At 71.8% G+C, this 17,271-nt stretch carries 16 protein-coding genes; 7 read left to right on the plus strand and 9 right to left on the minus strand.

The annotated features are described in order from the left end of the window. The first annotated feature begins 31 nt into the window (after nt 1-31). Nucleotides 32-481 (plus strand): adenylyltransferase/cytidyltransferase family protein, encoded by a 450-nt coding sequence (locus tag PZB77_RS06005; protein ID WP_275491519.1) that lies wholly within the window; start codon nt 32-34, stop codon nt 479-481. Here the strand turns inward: PZB77_RS06005 and PZB77_RS06010 are convergent. From PZB77_RS06010 to PZB77_RS06040, 7 genes are all read right to left on the minus strand, one after another. Beyond that, nucleotides 450-1,193, minus strand: a complete 744-nt coding sequence (locus PZB77_RS06010; RefSeq protein WP_275491520.1) for a CDP-alcohol phosphatidyltransferase family protein — start codon at nt 1,191-1,193, stop codon at nt 450-452. The genes PZB77_RS06005 and PZB77_RS06010 overlap by 32 nt on opposite strands. A 103-nt stretch (nt 1,194-1,296) precedes the next feature. Then, nucleotides 1,297-1,650, minus strand: coding sequence for a monovalent cation/H(+) antiporter subunit G (gene mnhG, locus PZB77_RS06015; protein WP_275491521.1), 354 nt, complete (start codon nt 1,648-1,650; stop codon nt 1,297-1,299). After that, on the minus strand, nt 1,647-1,982 hold the full coding sequence (locus tag PZB77_RS06020; RefSeq protein ID WP_275491522.1) for a monovalent cation/H+ antiporter complex subunit F: 336 nt from the start codon (nt 1,980-1,982) through the stop codon (nt 1,647-1,649). The genes mnhG and PZB77_RS06020 overlap by 4 nt, the downstream gene beginning before the upstream one ends. Next, complete coding sequence (locus PZB77_RS06025) at nt 1,979-2,548, minus strand: Na+/H+ antiporter subunit E (RefSeq protein WP_275495928.1); 570 nt, start codon at nt 2,546-2,548, stop codon at nt 1,979-1,981. The genes PZB77_RS06020 and PZB77_RS06025 overlap by 4 nt, the downstream gene beginning before the upstream one ends. Nucleotides 2,549-2,595: 47 nt before the next feature. Continuing rightward, nucleotides 2,596-4,251, minus strand: coding sequence for a Na+/H+ antiporter subunit D (locus PZB77_RS06030; protein WP_275491523.1), 1,656 nt, complete (start codon nt 4,249-4,251; stop codon nt 2,596-2,598). Next, a complete protein-coding gene (locus PZB77_RS06035; protein WP_275491524.1) occupies nt 4,248-4,871 on the minus strand; it encodes a Na(+)/H(+) antiporter subunit C in 624 nt (207 codons plus the stop codon). Before PZB77_RS06035 ends, PZB77_RS06030 begins: the two co-directional genes overlap by 4 nt. After that, a complete protein-coding gene (locus PZB77_RS06040) occupies nt 4,868-7,849 on the minus strand; it encodes a Na+/H+ antiporter subunit A (protein ID WP_275491525.1) in 2,982 nt (993 codons plus the stop codon). The genes PZB77_RS06035 and PZB77_RS06040 overlap by 4 nt, the downstream gene beginning before the upstream one ends. Nucleotides 7,850-8,160: 311 nt before the next feature. Between PZB77_RS06040 and PZB77_RS06045 the strand changes: the two genes are divergently transcribed. From PZB77_RS06045 to PZB77_RS06070, 6 genes are all read left to right on the plus strand, one after another. Further along, the gene (locus tag PZB77_RS06045; protein ID WP_275491526.1) at nt 8,161-11,034 is read left to right on the plus strand and encodes a nitrate- and nitrite sensing domain-containing protein; all 2,874 of its coding nucleotides are present in this window, start codon (nt 8,161-8,163) and stop codon (nt 11,032-11,034) included. After that, nucleotides 11,031-11,468 (plus strand): roadblock/LC7 domain-containing protein, encoded by a 438-nt coding sequence (locus tag PZB77_RS06050; protein WP_275491527.1) that lies wholly within the window; start codon nt 11,031-11,033, stop codon nt 11,466-11,468. The genes PZB77_RS06045 and PZB77_RS06050 overlap by 4 nt, the downstream gene beginning before the upstream one ends. 56 nt (nt 11,469-11,524) lie before the next feature. Further along, nucleotides 11,525-11,881 carry a DUF742 domain-containing protein gene (locus PZB77_RS06055; protein WP_275495929.1) on the plus strand — a complete coding sequence of 119 codons (357 nt, stop codon included), beginning with the start codon at nt 11,525-11,527 and terminating at the stop codon, nt 11,879-11,881. 5 nt (nt 11,882-11,886) lie between these two features. After that, nucleotides 11,887-12,456 (plus strand): ATP/GTP-binding protein, encoded by a 570-nt coding sequence (locus tag PZB77_RS06060; RefSeq protein ID WP_275491528.1) that lies wholly within the window; start codon nt 11,887-11,889, stop codon nt 12,454-12,456. Between the two features lie 85 nt (nt 12,457-12,541). Further along, the gene (locus PZB77_RS06065) at nt 12,542-13,675 is read left to right on the plus strand and encodes an FAD-dependent monooxygenase (RefSeq protein WP_275491529.1); all 1,134 of its coding nucleotides are present in this window, start codon (nt 12,542-12,544) and stop codon (nt 13,673-13,675) included. A 388-nt stretch (nt 13,676-14,063) separates the two neighbouring features. Beyond that, the gene (locus PZB77_RS06070; protein ID WP_275491530.1) at nt 14,064-14,513 is read left to right on the plus strand and encodes an ATP-binding protein; all 450 of its coding nucleotides are present in this window, start codon (nt 14,064-14,066) and stop codon (nt 14,511-14,513) included. On the opposite strand, the gene PZB77_RS06075 is transcribed toward PZB77_RS06070, so the two are convergent. Then, entirely contained in the window at nt 14,464-15,936 is a 1,473-nt protein-coding gene (locus PZB77_RS06075; protein WP_275491531.1) for an amino acid permease, read from the minus strand. The genes PZB77_RS06070 and PZB77_RS06075 overlap by 50 nt on opposite strands. Nucleotides 15,937-16,157: 221 nt before the next feature. Then, on the minus strand, nt 16,158-17,168 hold the full coding sequence (argF, locus tag PZB77_RS06080) for an ornithine carbamoyltransferase (protein ID WP_275491532.1): 1,011 nt from the start codon (nt 17,166-17,168) through the stop codon (nt 16,158-16,160). Nucleotides 17,169-17,271: the final 103 nt, after the last annotated feature.

A 17,271-nucleotide genomic window follows, 5' to 3' on the forward strand; every position in this document is an offset into this window, starting at 1 on the left:
ACATATCGTTCACCGTGGGGGGAGAGAACGGATGGTGCAGCACAGGGTGGGTTACGCGCCGGGCGTGTACGACCTGTTCCACGTGGGTCATCTCAACATCCTTCGTCATGCCCGCAGTCAGTGCGACTACCTGGTGGCGGGGGTCGTCTCCGACGAGATGGCAGCCCTGGCCAAGGGCCACCGTCCGGTGATCCCGCTGCCGGAGCGGCTGGAGATCGTCCGGAGCATCCGCCACGTGGACGCCGCCTTCGTGGAGACCGTGCCGGAGAAGATCGACACCTGGCAGCAGGTCCGCTTCGACGTGATCTTCAAGGGTGACGACTGGCGGGGTACGGAGAAGGGGAGGAAGCTCGAGCGCGACTTCGCCGAAGTCGGCGTCGAGGTCGTCTACTTCCCGTACACCGTGCACACCTCCAGCACCCAGTTGCGCAAGGCGCTGGACGTGCTCGTCACCCGGCCCGGAGCGCTCTCAGCTCCCTGAACCACTTGGCCAGGAAAGCCACCAGGAACAGCGCGTGCACCACGGCGAGCGCCGCGTACCCCGCCAGGAAGGCCGCGGGCTCGCCGAGCAGCAGGAAGACGAGGCAGAAGACCCCGTAGTCGGCGGGGAGCAGGGCCACGGCACGTACCCGGGAGACGGGGCCCGCGGGCGCGGCCGGGGCGTCCGCGCGCTGCGCCGCCCTGCCGAGCTGCTCGCGCAGGAGTCCGGCACAGAAGGTCAGGACGGCGACGAAGAGGAAGCCGAGCGGCAGCAACAGCCACGTCTCACCGCGCTGTTCACCGATGCGGTAGGCGTCGGCGCGGTAGAGGGAGATCAGTACCGCCGTGTGCACCAGGACCATCTTGGCGCAGTCCACCACGTGGTCGAGCCACTCGCCGTCGGGGCCGCCGCGTCCGGTGAGCCGGGCCAGCTGGCCGTCGGCGGAGTCGAAGGCGAAGCCCACCACGAGCCCGGCCCAGACGAGGACTCCCAGCGCCCACGTCGGCCCGGCGAGGGCGATGGCGGTGATGGACGCGAAGGTGAACGCCGCACTGACGAGCGTGACCTGATTGGGCGTCATGCGCGCCCGGTGGGCCACCGCCGCCAGTACCCGGCCGGCGGGCCGGTTCACGTACCGCGAGTAGAGCGAGACACCCTTGGCCGTCTTCTGTGCCCCGCGCAACTCGCGCAGCACCGTACCCGTGCTTCCCATACGCCCCCCAGCATGCGGCAGTTGACCCGCATCATGGCACGCTTCCGTTACCGGGCATACCGCGCCGAACGCCACCGGCACGGCAGCGGCCCCGTGGCGGGGGTCATCGCTCCCGCGTGAGCTGGTCGTCGAGGTCGTCGAAGAGCAGGTCGCGGCGGTCGATCTGGCCCGTCCGGTACGCGGACCTGGCCACCAGGTGCGCGGCGACCGGACCCGTCATCATCTGGAAGAAGAGGATCAGGGCGAGGGTCGCGAGGTCCATTCCGCTGCGCAGCCGCATCGCGACCCCGACGAGGACCAGCAGGATGCCGAGCGCCTGCGGCTTGGTCGCCGCGTGGCTGCGGGAGAGGACGTCGGGCAGTCGGAGCATGCCGAGGGCACCGAGCAGGCAGGTGGCCGCGCCGAGCAGGATGGCGACGGCGCCGGCGGTGTCGACGACGGTGAGCCAGGTGGTCATGTCCGGCTCTCCCCGGTGCCGGTGGGCGCGCCCGGTCGGCGGCGCGGGCGCGGCCGGTCGCGCACCGCGATGAAGCGGGCGATGCCGACGGAGCCGGTGAATCCGAGGAAGGCGAGTACCAGCATGATCGGGAAGTAGAAGGTGTCACGCACCAGCGCGGCGCGGGCCCCGAGACCGGCGATGATCAGCGCCGCGCACACGTCGAGCGACAGGGCCCGGTCCAGCATCGAGGGTCCGCGCCGGATGCGCGCCAGCAGGAGGGCTCCGGCCAGGACGATCATCCCCACCGCCGCGTACAGCAGCCAGCGGTCGACGGTCTGCATGGTGCTCATGAGGAGGTCCTCCCGGTCGGGTGGGGCGGTGACGGCGGCGGTTGGGCGACCCGGGTGATCTCGTCCCGGGTGCCGAAGGCCCGTACGGTCAGGGCCTCCATCCGCCAGACCGAGCGCCGGGCGGCTTCGAGCTCGGCGGGCCGGTCGGCGTCGAGGACGTGCAGGAAGACGGTCGCGGTGGAGCGGCGCACTTCGACGATGGCGCCGCCGGGCACGTTGGAGACGGCGACCGCGGTCGCCGTGAGCATGAGGTCGCTGCGGCAGCGCAGCGGCACCGCGATGACGGCTGCCCGGTGCGGCCGTCCGGCGAGGATCTGCCCGGAGACCCTCACCCCGGAGGTGAACATGTCGTACAGCAGGTAGCCGGCCAGTCGCAGGATGCCCCAGGGGTGCAGCCGCAGCCCGAGGTCGACCCGGGGCAGCGGGAAGGCCAGGCAGACGGTGACCGCGACGACCACGCCGGTGAGGACGTTGGCCCAGGTCAGGGTGGACCAGAGCATCACCCAGATCACGGTGAGCCAGGCGATGAGCGGCAGGTCGATCACTCGGCGTCCGCTGCGGCCCAGGGTGAAGCTGAGCGGGGGCGCTCCGGGCCCGCGCGGGAATCGGCGGCTCACCGGCCGAGCACCTCCTCGATGTAGGGGGTGCGTCGCACGAGTTCGGCGGCGGCCCGGTCGGTGTAGGTGGTCAGCGGGCCGGCGAAGACGGTGAAGGCGAGGCTGATGACGACGCCGGCGGCGGTGGCCGCGACCATGGTCCGGGGCAGCCGGGACGTCGTGGTGATGGCGCGGCCGTGCAGGGTGGCGGCGACCGCCCGGCCGGCGGGCCCGGGCCGGGAGTGCACCGGCTCGTCCCCGGTACCGGGCACGCGGTCCGGGCCCTCGTCCGGATCGTCGTCGTCCTCGTCGGAGCCGACCTCCAGGACGGTCCCGTCGAGCGCCTGCCCGGGCGGCGCGTCGCGCCAGAAGGCCAGGTTCCAGACCTTGGCCATCACGTACAGCGTGAGCAGGCTGGTCGCGGTGGAGCCGGCCACCAGGAGCCAGGCCCAGACGCTGCCGTCCGCCACACCGGCGCGCATCAGTCCTAGCTTCCCGATGAAGCCGGAGAACGGCGGGATGCCCGCCATGTTGAGGGCCGGCACGAGGTAGAGCACGGCGAGCAGCGGGGCGGCCCGGGCGAGACCGCCGGTGCGGGTGAGCTCGGTGGTGCCGCCGCGGCGTTCCACCAGCCCCGCGACGAGGAAGAGGGTGGTCTGCACGGTGATGTGGTGCGTGACGTAGACGATCGCGCCGCCGTACGACTGGCGGGTGGCGAGACCGATCCCGAAGATCATGTAGCCGATGTGGCTGATCAGGGTGAACGAGAAGAGCCGCTTCAGGTCCGTCTGGGCGACCGCGCCGAGGATGCCGACGATCATCGAGGCGAGGGCGACCGCCATCAGCAGGTCGCCGACCCGGTTGCCGGGGAAGAGCAGCGTCTCGGTGCGCAGCATGCTGTAGACGCCGACCTTGGTGAGCAGCCCGGCGAAGACGGCCGTGACGGGCGCGGGTGCGGTGGGGTAGGAGTCCGGGAGCCAGGCGCCGAGCGGGAAGACGGCGGCCTTGACGGCGAAGACCGTCAGCAGCATGGCCTGGATCAACGTCTGTACCCCGAGGGGAAGTCCGGGAAGCCGCTGGGCGAGCTGGGCGAAGTTGGCGGTGCCGGTCGCCGCGTACGCCATCGCGATGGCGGTGAGGAAGAGCATCGAGGAGAACAGCGAGATGATCACGTACGTGGAGCCGGCCCGTACCCGGGGGCCGGTGCCGCCGAGGGTGAGCAGGACGAAGCTCGCGACCAGCATGATCTCGAAGCCCACGTAGAGGTTGACGAGGTCTCCGGCGAGGAACGTGCAGGAGACCCCGGCGACCAGGATGAGGTAGGCGGGGTGGAAGACGGCGACGGGGGTCTCCTCGTCCCGGTCCGCCATGCCCTGTCCGAGGGAGTAGACGAGCACGCAGAGGGTGACCGCCGAGGAGACGGTCAGCATCAGGGCCGAGAGGCGGTCGGCGACCAGGGTGATGCCGAGCGGCGGGGCGAAGTCCCCGAGGTGGACGGAGATCGGGCCGTCCACCTGGGTGGCGGCCATCAGTCCCGCGGAGAGTCCGAGGACGAGCGTGAGCACCGCGACGCTGATGAAGCGCTGGAAGCGCTTGAGGCGGGTGCCGAAGGCGAGGCTGAGCCCGGTGGCGCAGAGCGGCAGCAGCACCGGCAGCGGGACGAGGGCTTTCATCCGGCGTCTCCAGGGTGGGGGCGGTGCGCGGGGTCGTCCGGGCTCCGGGGGGCGGCGGGCCGCGCGTAGTCCTCGGGGTCGGCGCCGAGTACGTCGTGCCAGAGGTCACCGGTGGCGTCGCGGCCCCGGGCCTGGAGGGCGCGGTCCGCGCGCAGCCGGTGGCGCAGCCGGCGGCGCTCCTCCCGGTAGCGGGCGCGTTCCGCGCTGGTGGGTGCCTCCCCCGTCCGGTACTCCTCGATGAGCTGGGCGCGTTCGCCGCGCACCTCGGCGCGCAGCGCGATGCGCCGGTCCTCCAGGTCGTCGTGGACCTCGTCGCTGCCGGTCAGCTGGTGGCTGCGGTAGGCCATGGCGAGCAGGAAGGCCGTGGTGGCGAGGGTGATGACGATCGCGGTGAGGGCGATGGCCTGCGGCAGCGGGTCGGTGACCTCGCGCAGCGGTACGCCGTACAGCAGCGGGGCGGCGCCCGCCGAGCCGGTGCCGGAGAGGACGAGGAGGTTGATGCCGTTGCCGATGATCACCGCGCCCAGCAGGATGCGGGTCAGCGGCCGGGTGAGCATGAGGATTCCGCCGACCGCGCAGAGCACGACGGCGGTGGCGAGCAGGGAGGCGCTGACGGTCATCGGGCCCCACCCCCGGTCTCGGGGGAGACCGGGCGCCCCAGGGCGGCGGCCCGTTCGATCTGCCGGTCGATCTTCGCGCCCAGCGCGCGGACGATGTCGAGGACCACGCCGAGTACAAGCAGGTAGACGCCGCAGTCGAAGAGGACCGACGTGCCGAGGTGGTAGTCGCCGAAGACCGGCAGGTGCCCGTGGTAGGTCCAGGCGTGCAGCACCGTGCCGTCGAAGAGCCCGAGCAGGGCGACACCGGTGGAGAGGAAGAGGCCCATCCCGGTGACGAGTCCGGGGGGCAGCGGCGCGGCTTCCGCGAGCTCGAACCGGCCGCCGGCGAGGTAGCGGGTGATGAGGGCGACGGAGCCCACGAGTCCGGCGACGAATCCGCCGCCCGGCATGTTCTCCGCGCAGAAGAGGAGGTACAGGGAGAGCACCAGGACGGGGTGGAAGAGCAGCCGGGCCACCACCTCGAAGACGAGCGAGCGGTGTTCGGGCGCGAGGGTGGAGGTCGCCGCGAGCCAGTCGCGTTCGGGGGCTCCCTCGTCGCCCTGCGGAAGCCCGGTGAGCCGGGCCGGGTCGCGGGAGAGCGCCCAGGCGGTACCGCCGGGCGGCGGGGTCCGGGTGAGCGTGGGGAGATCGGCGGTTCCGGCCGGTGCCGGGGCGACGGGCGTGGTCCGGCCCGGTGGTTCCTCGCCGGAGACGGGCCGTTCGCTCCTGCGGTGGAGGTAGATCAGGCTCGTCACGCCCACCGCGGCGGCGGCCAGCACCGCCGACTCGCCCATGGTGTCCCAGGCCCGCAGGTCGACCAGGATGGTGGCGACGACGTCCTTGAGTCCGTGGCTCGCGGCCTCCCGCACCATGGCGGCCCCGGCCGGTTCGGCGGTGCGGGCGGCGGCGGAGACCCAGACGGCGACCCCGAAGATGGCGGCAGCGGCGAGGGCGACAGGGACGCGCCCGGCCCGCCGCCAGGAGCTGACGCTCTCCTGGAAGTGGACCGGCATCCGGCGCAGCACCAGCACGAACACGATCATCGAGACGGTCTCGACGCCGAACTGCGTCAGCGCGAGGTCCGGGGCGCCCTGGACGACGAAGAGCAGCGCGGTGCCGTAACCGGTGAGTCCGGCGAGCACCACGGCCTTCATCCGGCGGCTCACGGTGAGGCAGAGCAGGGCGGCGGCGCTGGTGAGTACCGCCAGCGCGCCCTGGAGCGGGGAGTCCCAGAGCCGCGGGGCGACGGCGTCGTCCCACGGGCGGTCGGTCACCAGGACCGCGACCTGTCCGGTGATCAGGACGAGCAGGGTGGTGGCCAGGTAGACGGAGAGCGAACCGCGCTGCACCAGGCCGGTGATCTGCAGGGCGAGGCGTTCCAGTCCGAGCAGGAGGTGGCCGAAGGCGCCGTCGGCGGTCGGCCAGGCGACGCGGCGGGCGAACGCGCGGACGGGGGCGCGGGCGGCGAAGAGGAGGGCGCCGCCGGCCCACGCGACGGCCGAGAGGAGCAGCGCAGTGCCGAAGCCGTGCCAGAGCGCGAGGTGGTAGGGGGGCGTTGTGGCCGGGAAGACGTCGGCGTACCGGCTGAACAGGTGGTCCGTCCAGCCGACGCCGGGGCCGAGCACGAGCCCCGCGACGGCGAGCAGGGCCGGCGGGGCGAGGAAGGCCGCGGAGACCCGGTGGACAGGGGTGTCCGGGACGCCGGGCTTGCGCAGGAAGGCGCCCCAGACGAACCGGAGGGTGTACGCGGTGGTGAGCGCGGAGCCCGCCACGGTGGCCGCCAGGGTCCAGAGGTCGGCGGTGTCCCCGTGCAGGAGTGCCTCGAACGCGGCTTCCTTGGCCGCGAATCCGAGCAGCGGAGGGAGCGCCGCCATGGAGGCGGCGGCGAGCAGGGCGACGGCGCAGACGAGGGGAGCGGCGCGGCCGACGCCGGAGAGCCGGCGCAGGTCGCGGGTGCCGGTCGCGTGGTCGACGATGCCGATGACGAGGAAGAGCGGGGCCTTGAAGAGTGCGTGGGCCAGGATCATCGCGACGGCGGCGAGCGCCGCGTCACGGCTGCCGTCCCCGGCGAGCAGGATGAGGAAGCCGAGTTGGCTGACGGTGCCGTACGCGAGGACGAGTTTGAGGTCGTGCAGGCGCAGGGCGCGCCAGCCGCCGAGCAGCATGGTGGCGGCGCCGAGCACTAGGACCACCGGGCGCCACAGCGGTACGTCGGCGAAGGCCGGGGCGAGCCGGGCGACCAGGTAGACACCGGCCTTCACCATCGCGGCGGCGTGCAGGTAGGCGCTGACCGGGGAGGGGGCGGCCATCGCGTTGGGCAGCCACAGGGAGAAGGGCCAGATCGCGGATTTCGACAGCGCGCCCGCCAGTACCAGCGCGACGGCGACCTGGACGGCGGTGGAGGCGGTCGGCGGATGGGCCACGATCACCGAGATCCGGTAGGTTCCGGCGGCCTGGCCGATGATCAGGAACCCGACCAGCATGGCCAGGCCGCCGAGGGTGGTGACGGTGAGGGCCTGCAGCGCCGATCTGCGGTTCTGCTTCCGTTCGCTGCCGTGTCCGATCAGCAGGTACGAGAAGACGGTGGTCAGTTCCCAGAACACGTAGAGCGTGATCAGGTCGTCGGCGAGGACGAGCGCCAGCATGGCCCCGGCGAAGGCCAGCAGGTTCCCGGCGAACCGGGCCAGTTGGGGGGTGTCGTCGGCGAAGTACGAGGCGCAGTAGAGCAGGACGAGGGTGCCGACACCGGCGGCGAGCAGCACCATCAGCTCGCCGAGGGCGTCCAGCCGCAGAGAGACGTCGACGCCGTACGCGGGGATCCACGTCCAGGACCACTCCTCGGTCCGCCCGTCGGAGGCGCTCGTCCACACCGTGAAGGCCCAGACCGTGGTGGCGGCCGGGGGCAGGGCGAGCAGGACGAAGGCGCGACTGCCCAGCCGGTGCACCAAGGGACCGGCACATGCCGCCAGCGCGAAGTGGCAGACGATGAGCGCGATCACTGCGGGGCGTCCGGGAAATAGGGCACTGAGTACAGATATATCGCCCGGCGGTGTTCACCCGTCCGGCACGCCGCAGGGAGCGCCGCACCACCTCATGACCACCCGGGCGGACCCGGCGCGCCCCGCGCGAGGTGCGAGGAATATGTGGGACCGGTGTTGTTCATGTGAGCCCACTTTCTCTTCATTTTTTCACTGTGCCTAGTATCTATGTGTCGAACCTCTCAACGGAATTGACGGTTCGTGAGACCGTCACCCACGTCAAGGAGCCTGCCCTGCGCACGCGCGCGTCTCGGCGCACCGACTCGACCCCCATGTCGCTGCGGACAGCCCTGCTCATCCTGGCCATCGTCCCCGGCGTCGCCCTCGCGGCCCTCTGGGCGGTCACCAGCGGTCAGACCCTGCTCGACTTCCAGCGGCAGGCTGCCCAAGGGCAGTTGGCCCAGAAGGCCGGCCAGCCGTCCAACATCGTGTACTTCAACCTGCAGGAGGAACGGCGTCTCAGCGCGGAGGCGCTCGCCGATCCCGATGCTCCCAAGGAGGCGCTCCAACGGCAGCGGAAGCTGACCGACGAGGCGATCAAGAACTTCCAGTCCGTCTCCGACATCTCCGCCGACAGCGCCCCGGTCAAGGTGCGTGAAGCCGTCGCACAGGCTCGTGAGTCCATCAACCAGCTCTCCGCGCAGCGGACGTTGGTCGACCAGGGCGACGACGAGCAGCAGGCGGTGGTCTACGGCTACTACACCGACCTCATCGCGGTCGACCTGCAGCTCTTCTCCGCCCTCAGCCAGGTGGACAACGGCGAGGTGACCACGGCCTCCGCGCCGCTGGTCGACCTCTTCTGGATGAAGGAGATGATCTCCCGCTCCGACGCCCTGCTGGCCCGCGGCTGGCCCGACGGCAAGCTCAGCGCCGAGGACCTCGCGTCGCTGCGCAGGGAGATCACCGGCCAGCCCTACCTCTACGAGAACAAGGTGCTCCCCAACATCCCCGCCGACGAGCGGGCGATGTGGAAGGAGGTCGCCGACGGCAGGGCCTGGAAGGCGAAGACCGCTCTGGAGGCCCGGATACTGAGCCCGCGGGACGCGGACTCGAAGGGTTTCGTCCGGATCGGGGCCTCGGAGAAGAACTGGCGCTCGACCATGGACGAGCTCACGCCCCAACTGGTCCCCCTGCTCCAGCACCGCACCGAAGTGGTGGTCGCGCTCGGCAAGGACACCGTCGTCTCGCTGCTGGTCAAGATGGTGGTCACCACCGTGGTCGGCCTGCTCGCCGTGATCGCGGTCGTCCTCACCACCTGGCGCCTCACGCGTAACCTGCGCCGCCGCATCAAGCGGCTCCAGGACCGCGCGGAGGAGCTGGAACGCACCCTTCCCGACGTCGTCGAACGGCTCGGCCAAGGCGAGAAGATCGATGTCGAGGCCGAGGCCCGCGCCATCGAGTCCGACCGCAAGGGCAAGTCCGGCGACGAGCTCACCCAGCTCGGCGACGCGCTCAACCTCGCCCGCACCAGTGCGCTGGCGGCGGCCGTCAAACAGGCCGACCAGCACCGCGGCTTCGAACGTCTCCTCCAGCGCATCGCCCGCCGCACCCAGCAGCTCATCGGCCAGCAGCTCAAGAAGCTGGACGAGCTGGAGCGCAAGCACGAGGACCCCGAGGTGCTCGACGGCCTCTTCGACCTGGACCACCTCACCGCGCGTCTGCGCCGGTACGAGGAGAACCTCGTCATCCTGGCCGGCGGCGCCCCGCACCGGCGCTGGCGCAAGCCCGTCCCGTTGCTGGACGTCATGCGCTCCGCCCAGGGCGAGGTGCAGGACTACCAGCGGGTGGTGCTGGACCTCGACGGGACTCCCTGGCTCTCCGAGCGGGCCGTCGGCCCCGTCTCGCACGTGCTCGCCGAACTCATCGAGAACGCGCTGGCGTTCTCGCGCCCGCCGAGCCCGGTGGAGGTCCGTGCCGCCAAGGTGAGCCGCGGACTCGCCATCGAGGTGGAGGACCGCGGCCTCGGCATGGACGAGCAGCAACTGGCGGAAGCCAACGAGCTGATGAGCCGCCCGCCCCGGATGGACGTGCTCGCCCACTCCGAGGACATCCGGCTCGGACTCCACGTGATCTCCCGCCTCGCCCACCAGCACGACCTGCGGGTGGAGTTCCGTTCGTCGGCGTTCGGCGGCACCCGGGTCGTCGTGCTCGTCCCCGACGGGCTCACCGTCGTCCGTCCCACCGGGCGTCCGGTGGCCGCCGTGGCCGCCGCCCCGGCTCCCGTACCGGAGCCCGTGCACGAGGAGGCTCCCGCGACGGCGGGCGCACTGCCGTCCCGGGTCCAGGGCCGGGCGATGGCCGGGGTCACCGCACTGGTCGACCACGCCGCAGCCCGCTCCCAGCGGTCCGGCGGGTCCGTCCCGTCCGAGGAACGGCCCTCCGCAGTCCCCGCGGACGCGGACCGGCCGGTCCAGTCGGACACGTACACCGTCCCGGAACCGTCGTACCCGGCCCCCGCCGAGCCGTACGCCCAGGAGCCGTACTCCGCGACCTCCTACGCCCCCGCGCAGGAGTCCTACCCCGGCCCCGAGGCCCCCTACGGCTCCGGCGACGCGTCGTACGCCGCGCCGTCGGGCCCGTACGGCCAGGGCGACCAGCCGTACGCCTCCCAGGAGCAGCCCTACATGACGGCGGCCGGGCAGTACCCCGTACCGGGCCCCGCCTACGGGGACCAGGACGCGTCGGCCGGGCAGTCCATGCCCTACACGGAGCCCGGGCCCGCCTACCAGGATCCGTACCAGGAGCAGCCGTACACCGGCGGCTACCCGGACACGGCCGGGGACGCCTCGCCCTACGGGCACCACGCGCACGGCGGCGACCGGCAGCCCGAGGTCTCTGGCCACCCCGCGCTCCCGCCCGGTCCGGACGCCCGGGCCACCGGCTCGGAGCCCCCGCTCCCCCGCCGGGTCCGCCAGGCCTCCCTCGTCGACGAGCTGCGGGTCGATCCCGCGGCGAGCCGTCCGGCCTCTGCGCCCAGGACCCCGAGCTGGGACGAGAACCCCCTGCTCAGGCCCGCTCCCCGGCGTGCCGGCGCGGCCATCGGAGCCTTCCAGCGGCGGTCGCGCGAGGCACGTGCGACCGACGGGGCGTCCGCGAGGCCCGCCACTCCCCCATCCCCCCTCAATCCGAGAGAAGAACGGTCATGACACGCACAACGGCCACGCTCCAGGATCTCGACTGGTTGCTCGACGGCTTGGTGGACTCGGTGGCCGAGACCGTCAACGCCGTGCTGCTGTCCGACGACGGACTGGTCGTGAGTCACTCCCGGACCATCGAGCGGTCCGACGCCGAGCGGCTCGCCGCGATCTGCACCGGGCAGCAGAGCCTCGCCCGGGGCGTGGGCCAGCTCTTCCGGGGTGGCACCGTCCACCAGGTCATCGTCGAGCTGGCCGACCTGTGGCTCTTCATCATCACCGCCGGCCAGGGCACCCACCTGGCCGTCGTCGCCTCGCAGGAGGTGGACGCCGAGGTGATGTCCCTGGCCATGCACAACCTCGTCCAGCAGGTCGGCCAGAAGCTCACCGCACCCGTGCGCGGCGAGTTCGACGCCTTCGGCACCGGGGACGGGCAGCGGGTGTGACGCCCTACTGGGACGACGACGAGACCGACGGGGACGAGGACGACGGTGCGGGCACCATGGTGCGCCCGTACACGATCACCCGGGGACGGACCACTCCCGATCGGGACGACTTCACCCTCATCACCGTGCTGACGACCGTGCACGGGTTACGCGACGAGCACGGTGCGCCCTTGCGGCCGGGCCGGCTCCAGCCGGAACACCGCATGATCCTCGACCGCTGCACGCACCCCGCCGCGGTCGCGGAGGTGTCCGCCGATCTCGACCTGCCGATCTCGGTGACCAAGATCCTGCTGGCGGATCTGGTCTCCCAGGGCCTGCTGCTGGCCCGTGCCCCGCTCTCGGTGGCTCGGGCATCCGGCGGGGCCGACATGGGCCTGCTGGCCGCCGTACGTGACGGACTCCGGAGACTCTGAGCAAGATGACCACACCTCAAGCGGCGCCCAGCGCCGTCAAGATACTCATCGCCGGCGGCTTCGGCGTCGGGAAGACCACCCTGGTGGGCGCGGTCAGCGAGGTCGCCCCGCTGCGCACCGAGGAGTTCCTGACCAAGGCCAGCATCGGCGTCGACGACCTGGCCGGTGTCGGCCAGAAGAACACCACCACGGTCGCACTGGACTTCGGGCGGATCACGGTCAGCCCCGAGCTGGTGGTCTACCTGTTCGGCACCCCGGGCCAGGAACGTTTCTGGTTCATGTGGAACGACCTGGTCAACGGCGCGCTCGGCGGGGTCGTCATCGCCGACACCCGCCGGCTGGACACCAGTTTCGCCTCGATCGACTTCTTCGAGAGCCGGGACATCCCGTTCGTGGTGGCGATCAACTGCTTCCACGGACACAACACCCGTAGCTCGGAGGAGATCCGCGCGGCGCTCGACCTCGACCCGCACGTCCCCCTCCTCGTCGGTGACGTGCGCGAGCGGTCCTTCGGCCGCGACGTGCTGCTGGCCCTGGTCGACCACCTGATGGCCCTGCCCGCACCGGTCGGCTGACCGGCCGCGCGCCCCTCGTGGGACCGTCCGCGCACGTCCCGTTCCCCTCACTTCACTTCCTTTCACTCCCCCGGAGAGAACACACATGGCAACACCCCTGCGCGTCCTGATCCACGGCGGTGGGATCGGCGGCCTCACCCTGGCGACCGCCCTCGCCCGGCGCGGCCACACCGTCCAGGTCGCCGAACTCCGTGACGGTGTCGAGGCACTCGGCGTCGGCATCATCCAGCCGTCCAACGCCCTCCACGTCATGCGGGAGATCGGCACCCTGGACGCCTGCCTCGAAGCCGGCTTCGAGTGGGAGGTCCTCACCATCACCGACCCGTCCGGCAACCCGGTGGCGAAGATCCCCCAGCCGCGCATGGACGGCGCTCCGTCGAACAACGGCATACCCCGGCCCGCGCTGGCCCGGATCCTCGCCGGGGCCGCGACGGGCGCCGGCGCGACCGTGACCCACGGCACGACGATCACCGAGCTGACCGACGACGGTGCCGGGGTCGACGTGGCCCTCTCGGACGGCACGTCCGCCCGCTGGGACCTGGTCGTCGGCTTCGACGGCATCGGCTCGCCGCTGCGGAACCGGCTGTACGGCACCACGTACTCCCCCGAGTACACGGGCTTCGCCAACTGGCGGGTCACCGTGCCGCGCCAGCCGCAGGTCGAGGGCGTCGTGATGAGCACGGGCCTCGCGTCCGCCAAGGCGCTGCTCACCCCGATCACCGACGATCTGATGTACATCGGCGCGGTCTTCGCCGAGGCCCCCGGCTTCCGGCCGGACCCGGAGCGGGCGCACGAGGAGCTGGCGGAACGTCTCACCTCGTTCGGCGGCCCGGTGGCCGAGGCGCTGACGCACGTCACCGACCCGGCGGCCGTGGTGTACTCCCGGATCTCCCAGGTGACCGTCGAGGAGCCCTGGCACGTCGGCCGGGTCGCCCTCGCGGGGGACGCCGCGCACGCCAGCGCACCGCAGCTGGCGCAGGGCGCGGCCATGGCCGTGGAGGACGCCCTGGTGCTGGCCCAGTCGCTGGACGCCGAAGGGGACGTCGCCGCCGCGCTCGCCGCGTGGGAGGCACGTCGCCGGCCGCGCGCCATGTTCGTGCAGAGCCTGTCCCGGGCCGTCCTCAAGCAGGAGACCGGCAACGCGACCACGCCGGAGGAGGACGAGCTCCTGAAGATCGGCATCCCGGGCGCCGCCCACGTGCTGGCCAAGCCCTACTGATCCGCCTCGCACAGGTGCCCCGACGGGGCCCGGCCGTCCCCTCGGACGACCGGGCCCCGTCCCGCGTCCGGGGCGGAGGAATGAGGGGGCGCAGGTCAAGGGGTCGGCAGTCCCGTGCCGACGCCGGAGCGACCGCCCGGTGGCCCCTGGCGAGGGCCCCGCTCCGCGGGCGCGTAGAGTGACTGGCCTCACAGTCACGGGGCGGGCGGTCCATGAGACCGTAGTCCCGAAAGTCCTTTTCGTACCGGTCGGTCGGCCTCGTGCCGAAACGACCCCGGTGGAAACACGGAACCGTCTTGACGTGGGCGTCCGCGCACAGCGCCCCTCGGCCTGCTCGCCGCAGGACGGCTTCCGCACAAGGAATCCCGCGACCCGAACGGAATCCGTCTTGCCGCCCGTCGACCCCGCACCCGCCTCGTGGCGCATCGAGCTGCCGCACACGACGGCGGCCGTACCGATCGCCCGCGCCCTCGTCCGGACCGCGCTCAGCGACATCGACCTCCCGCCGGACTGCGACACCGCCGAACTGCTCACCGCCGAACTGGTCACCAACGCCGTGGAGCACACCGACGGCCGCGACCCCATCGAGCTGGTCGTGGAGCTGCTGCCCACCGGCTGCCAGGTGGAGGTCCACGACCACGACCCCGAGCCGCCGGGCGGGCTGACCGGCCCGGGCCCCGACACCATGCCGGACCCCTGGCAGGAGTACGGGCGCGGTCTGCTGCTGATCCGTACCCTCAGTGCCGCCTGCGGTCACCGCACCACGGAGCACGGCAAGGCGGTCTGGTTCACGCTGCCGGTGGTGCCTGCCCAGTCGGGTCCGACTCCCCGGAGCTGACCAGGCGCGAGCGGCTGCGGCCGTAGCAGGAGTAGAGCAGGGAGCCGGCGAGCAGGAAGAGCGCGAACTCGACCCACGCCTCCCACCCCGTCCCGTACATCAGATACCCGCAGAACGCGACGCCCAGGATCGGGCTGAGCGGGTAGAGCGGTACCCGGAAGGAACGCTTCAGCGCGGGGTTGCGGCGGCGCAGCTGGATGACGGCCAGGTTGACGACGGCCATGGCGCCCAGGGTGCCGATGGTGGTCAGGTTCACCACCGCGTCGAGCGAGGCGAAGGCCGCTGGGACGGCGAAGACGGCGGCGACGATCCAGGTGTTGGCGACCGGGGTGCGGGTCTTCGGGGAGACCCGCTCGAAGACCCGGGGCACCAGCCCGTCCCGGGCCATCGACATCAGAATGCGGGTCTGGCCGTACATCACGGCGAGCACCACCGAGGCGATGGCGACGACCGCGCCGAACGCGACGATGCCGCCGCCGACGGTCGAGTCGGTGACCTGGTTGACGACCGCCGACAGTGCGGCGGGGGTGTCCGCGACCGCGTCCGGGCCGAGGGCCCCGATGGCGGCGACGGCGACGGCGCAGTAGAGCAGGGTGACCAGGCCGAGGCAGATCATGATCGCCACGGGGATGTTGCGCCGCGGGTTCCTGACCTCCTCGCCGGCGGTGGTGATCGCGTCGAAGCCGATGTACGAGAAGAACGCCAGGGAGGCTCCGGAGGTGATCCCGGAGACGCCGCTGCCCGCGAAGGGCGAGAGGTTGTCGTGGCGGAAGGCGGTGAACGCGATGGCGCAGAACACGACCAGGATGCCGATCTTGAGCACCACCATCGCGGCGGTCGCCGTCGCGCTCTCCCGGACTCCGCGCACGAGGAGTGCGGCGGCCATGACGATCACCAGGACGGCCGGCAGATTGACGACGCCGCCGTCTGCGGGCCCGGCGGAGAGCGCCTCGGGCAGCCGAACCCCGAAGAGGCTGTGCAGCAGCTCGTTGACGTACTGGCTCCAGCCGACCGCGACCGCGGAGACCGAGACGCCGTACTCCAGCAAGAGGCATCCGCCGACCAGGAACGCGGTGCGCTCGCCGAAGGTGGCGTAGGCGAAGGAGTAGGAGCTGCCGGAGACGGGGATCGCGCCGCCCAGCTCCGCGAAGGAGAACGCCGTGAAGATGCAGGTGATCGCCGCCAGCACGAAGGAGATCACCACGGCCGGACCGGCCTCGGCGACGCTGTCCGAGAGACCGACGAAGATCCCGGTACCGACGACCGCGCCGACGCCGAAGCAGACCAGCTGGAACAGGCCCATGGTGCGCCTGAGGCCGTGCCCCTCCAGGTCCGCGCCTGCCTCGGCGAGCAGTTGTTCGGGGCTCTTGCGGCGCGGACCGGGAACGGTGGAGCCCGGCCGGACGGTGCGCTGCGCACTCATGCGGCGTTTCTCTTCTCTGGTGGTGCGGTGGGGGGAGACGTGCGCGGCCGGCCGTGGGGGGCGCCGTGCACGGCGACGGGGCCCGAGCCTGCAAGCTCGGACCCCGGGGAGACGGACCATGGTAGCCGCCGACGCGCATGTTCACTCCGATGGATGCATCACCATGCAGTCGGGGCTTCGCCGACTCCTACGGACACGGAGACCACCCGCGCCCGTCGTGCTCAGGCGCCCGCGAGCGTCGCGACGAGGACCGCCTTGATGGTGTGCATCCGGTTCTCCGCCTCGTCGAAGACCACCGAGTGGGCGGACTCGAAGACCTCGTCGGTGACCTCCAGCTCGGACAGCCCGTGGACGGCGTGGATCTCCCGGCCGACCGCGGTGCCGAGGTCGTGGTAGGCGGGCAGGCAGTGCAGGAACTTCACTCCGGGGTTCCCGGTGGCGCGCAGCACGTCCATGGTCACCGCGTACCCGGCGAGGGCGGCGATGCGCTCGGCCCAGACCTCCTTGGGCTCGCCCATGGAGACCCAGACGTCGGTGGCGACGAAGTCGCAGCCGGCCACGCCGTCGGCGATGTCCTCGGTGAGGGTGATCGTGGCGCCGCTGCCGGCGGCCAGCTCCCGGGCGCGGGCCACGACGTCCGCGTGCGGCCAGTACGCCTCGGGCGCCACGATCCGCACGTCCAGACCGAGCAGTGCGCCGGTGATCAGGTAGGAGTTGCCCATGTTGAAGCGGGCGTCCCCGAGGTAGGCGAAGGCGAAGCCGTCGTCGCGGACGTCCTTGGCGCAGTGCTCGACCATGGTGAGGACGTCGGCGAGCATCTGGGTGGGGTGCCAGTCGTCGGTGAGCCCGTTGAAGACCGGCACACCGGCGTGGACGGCGAGTTCCTCGACCGCCTGCTGGCTGTCGCCCCGGTACTCGATGCCGTCGAACATCCGGCCGAGGACCCGGGCCGTGTCGCGTACCGACTCCTTGTGCCCCATCTGGGACGCGGAGGGGTCCAGGAAGGTGGTGGAGGCACCCTGGTCCGCGGCGGCGATCTCGAAGGCGCAGCGGGTGCGGGTGGAGGTCTTCTCGAAGATGAGCGCGATGTTCTTGCCGCGCAGCCGCTGGACCTCCGTCCCCGACTTCTTGGCCGCCTTCAGCTCCGCGGCCAGCTCGACCAGGCCGAGGAACTCCTCGGCGGTGAAGTCGAGCTCCTTGAGGAAGTGGCGGCCCGCGAGGTCTATGGCCATGGTTCGTGCTCCTGGGTCGGACGGGGATCGTCGGCGTACCGTAACCATGGAAGTCTATACGAGACAATGCATCGCTATACAGAGCCCGCGGGGCGGCGGTCCG

This window comes from Streptomyces sp. AM 2-1-1 (genome assembly GCF_029167645.1).
Lineage (GTDB): Bacteria > Actinomycetota > Actinomycetes > Streptomycetales > Streptomycetaceae > Streptomyces.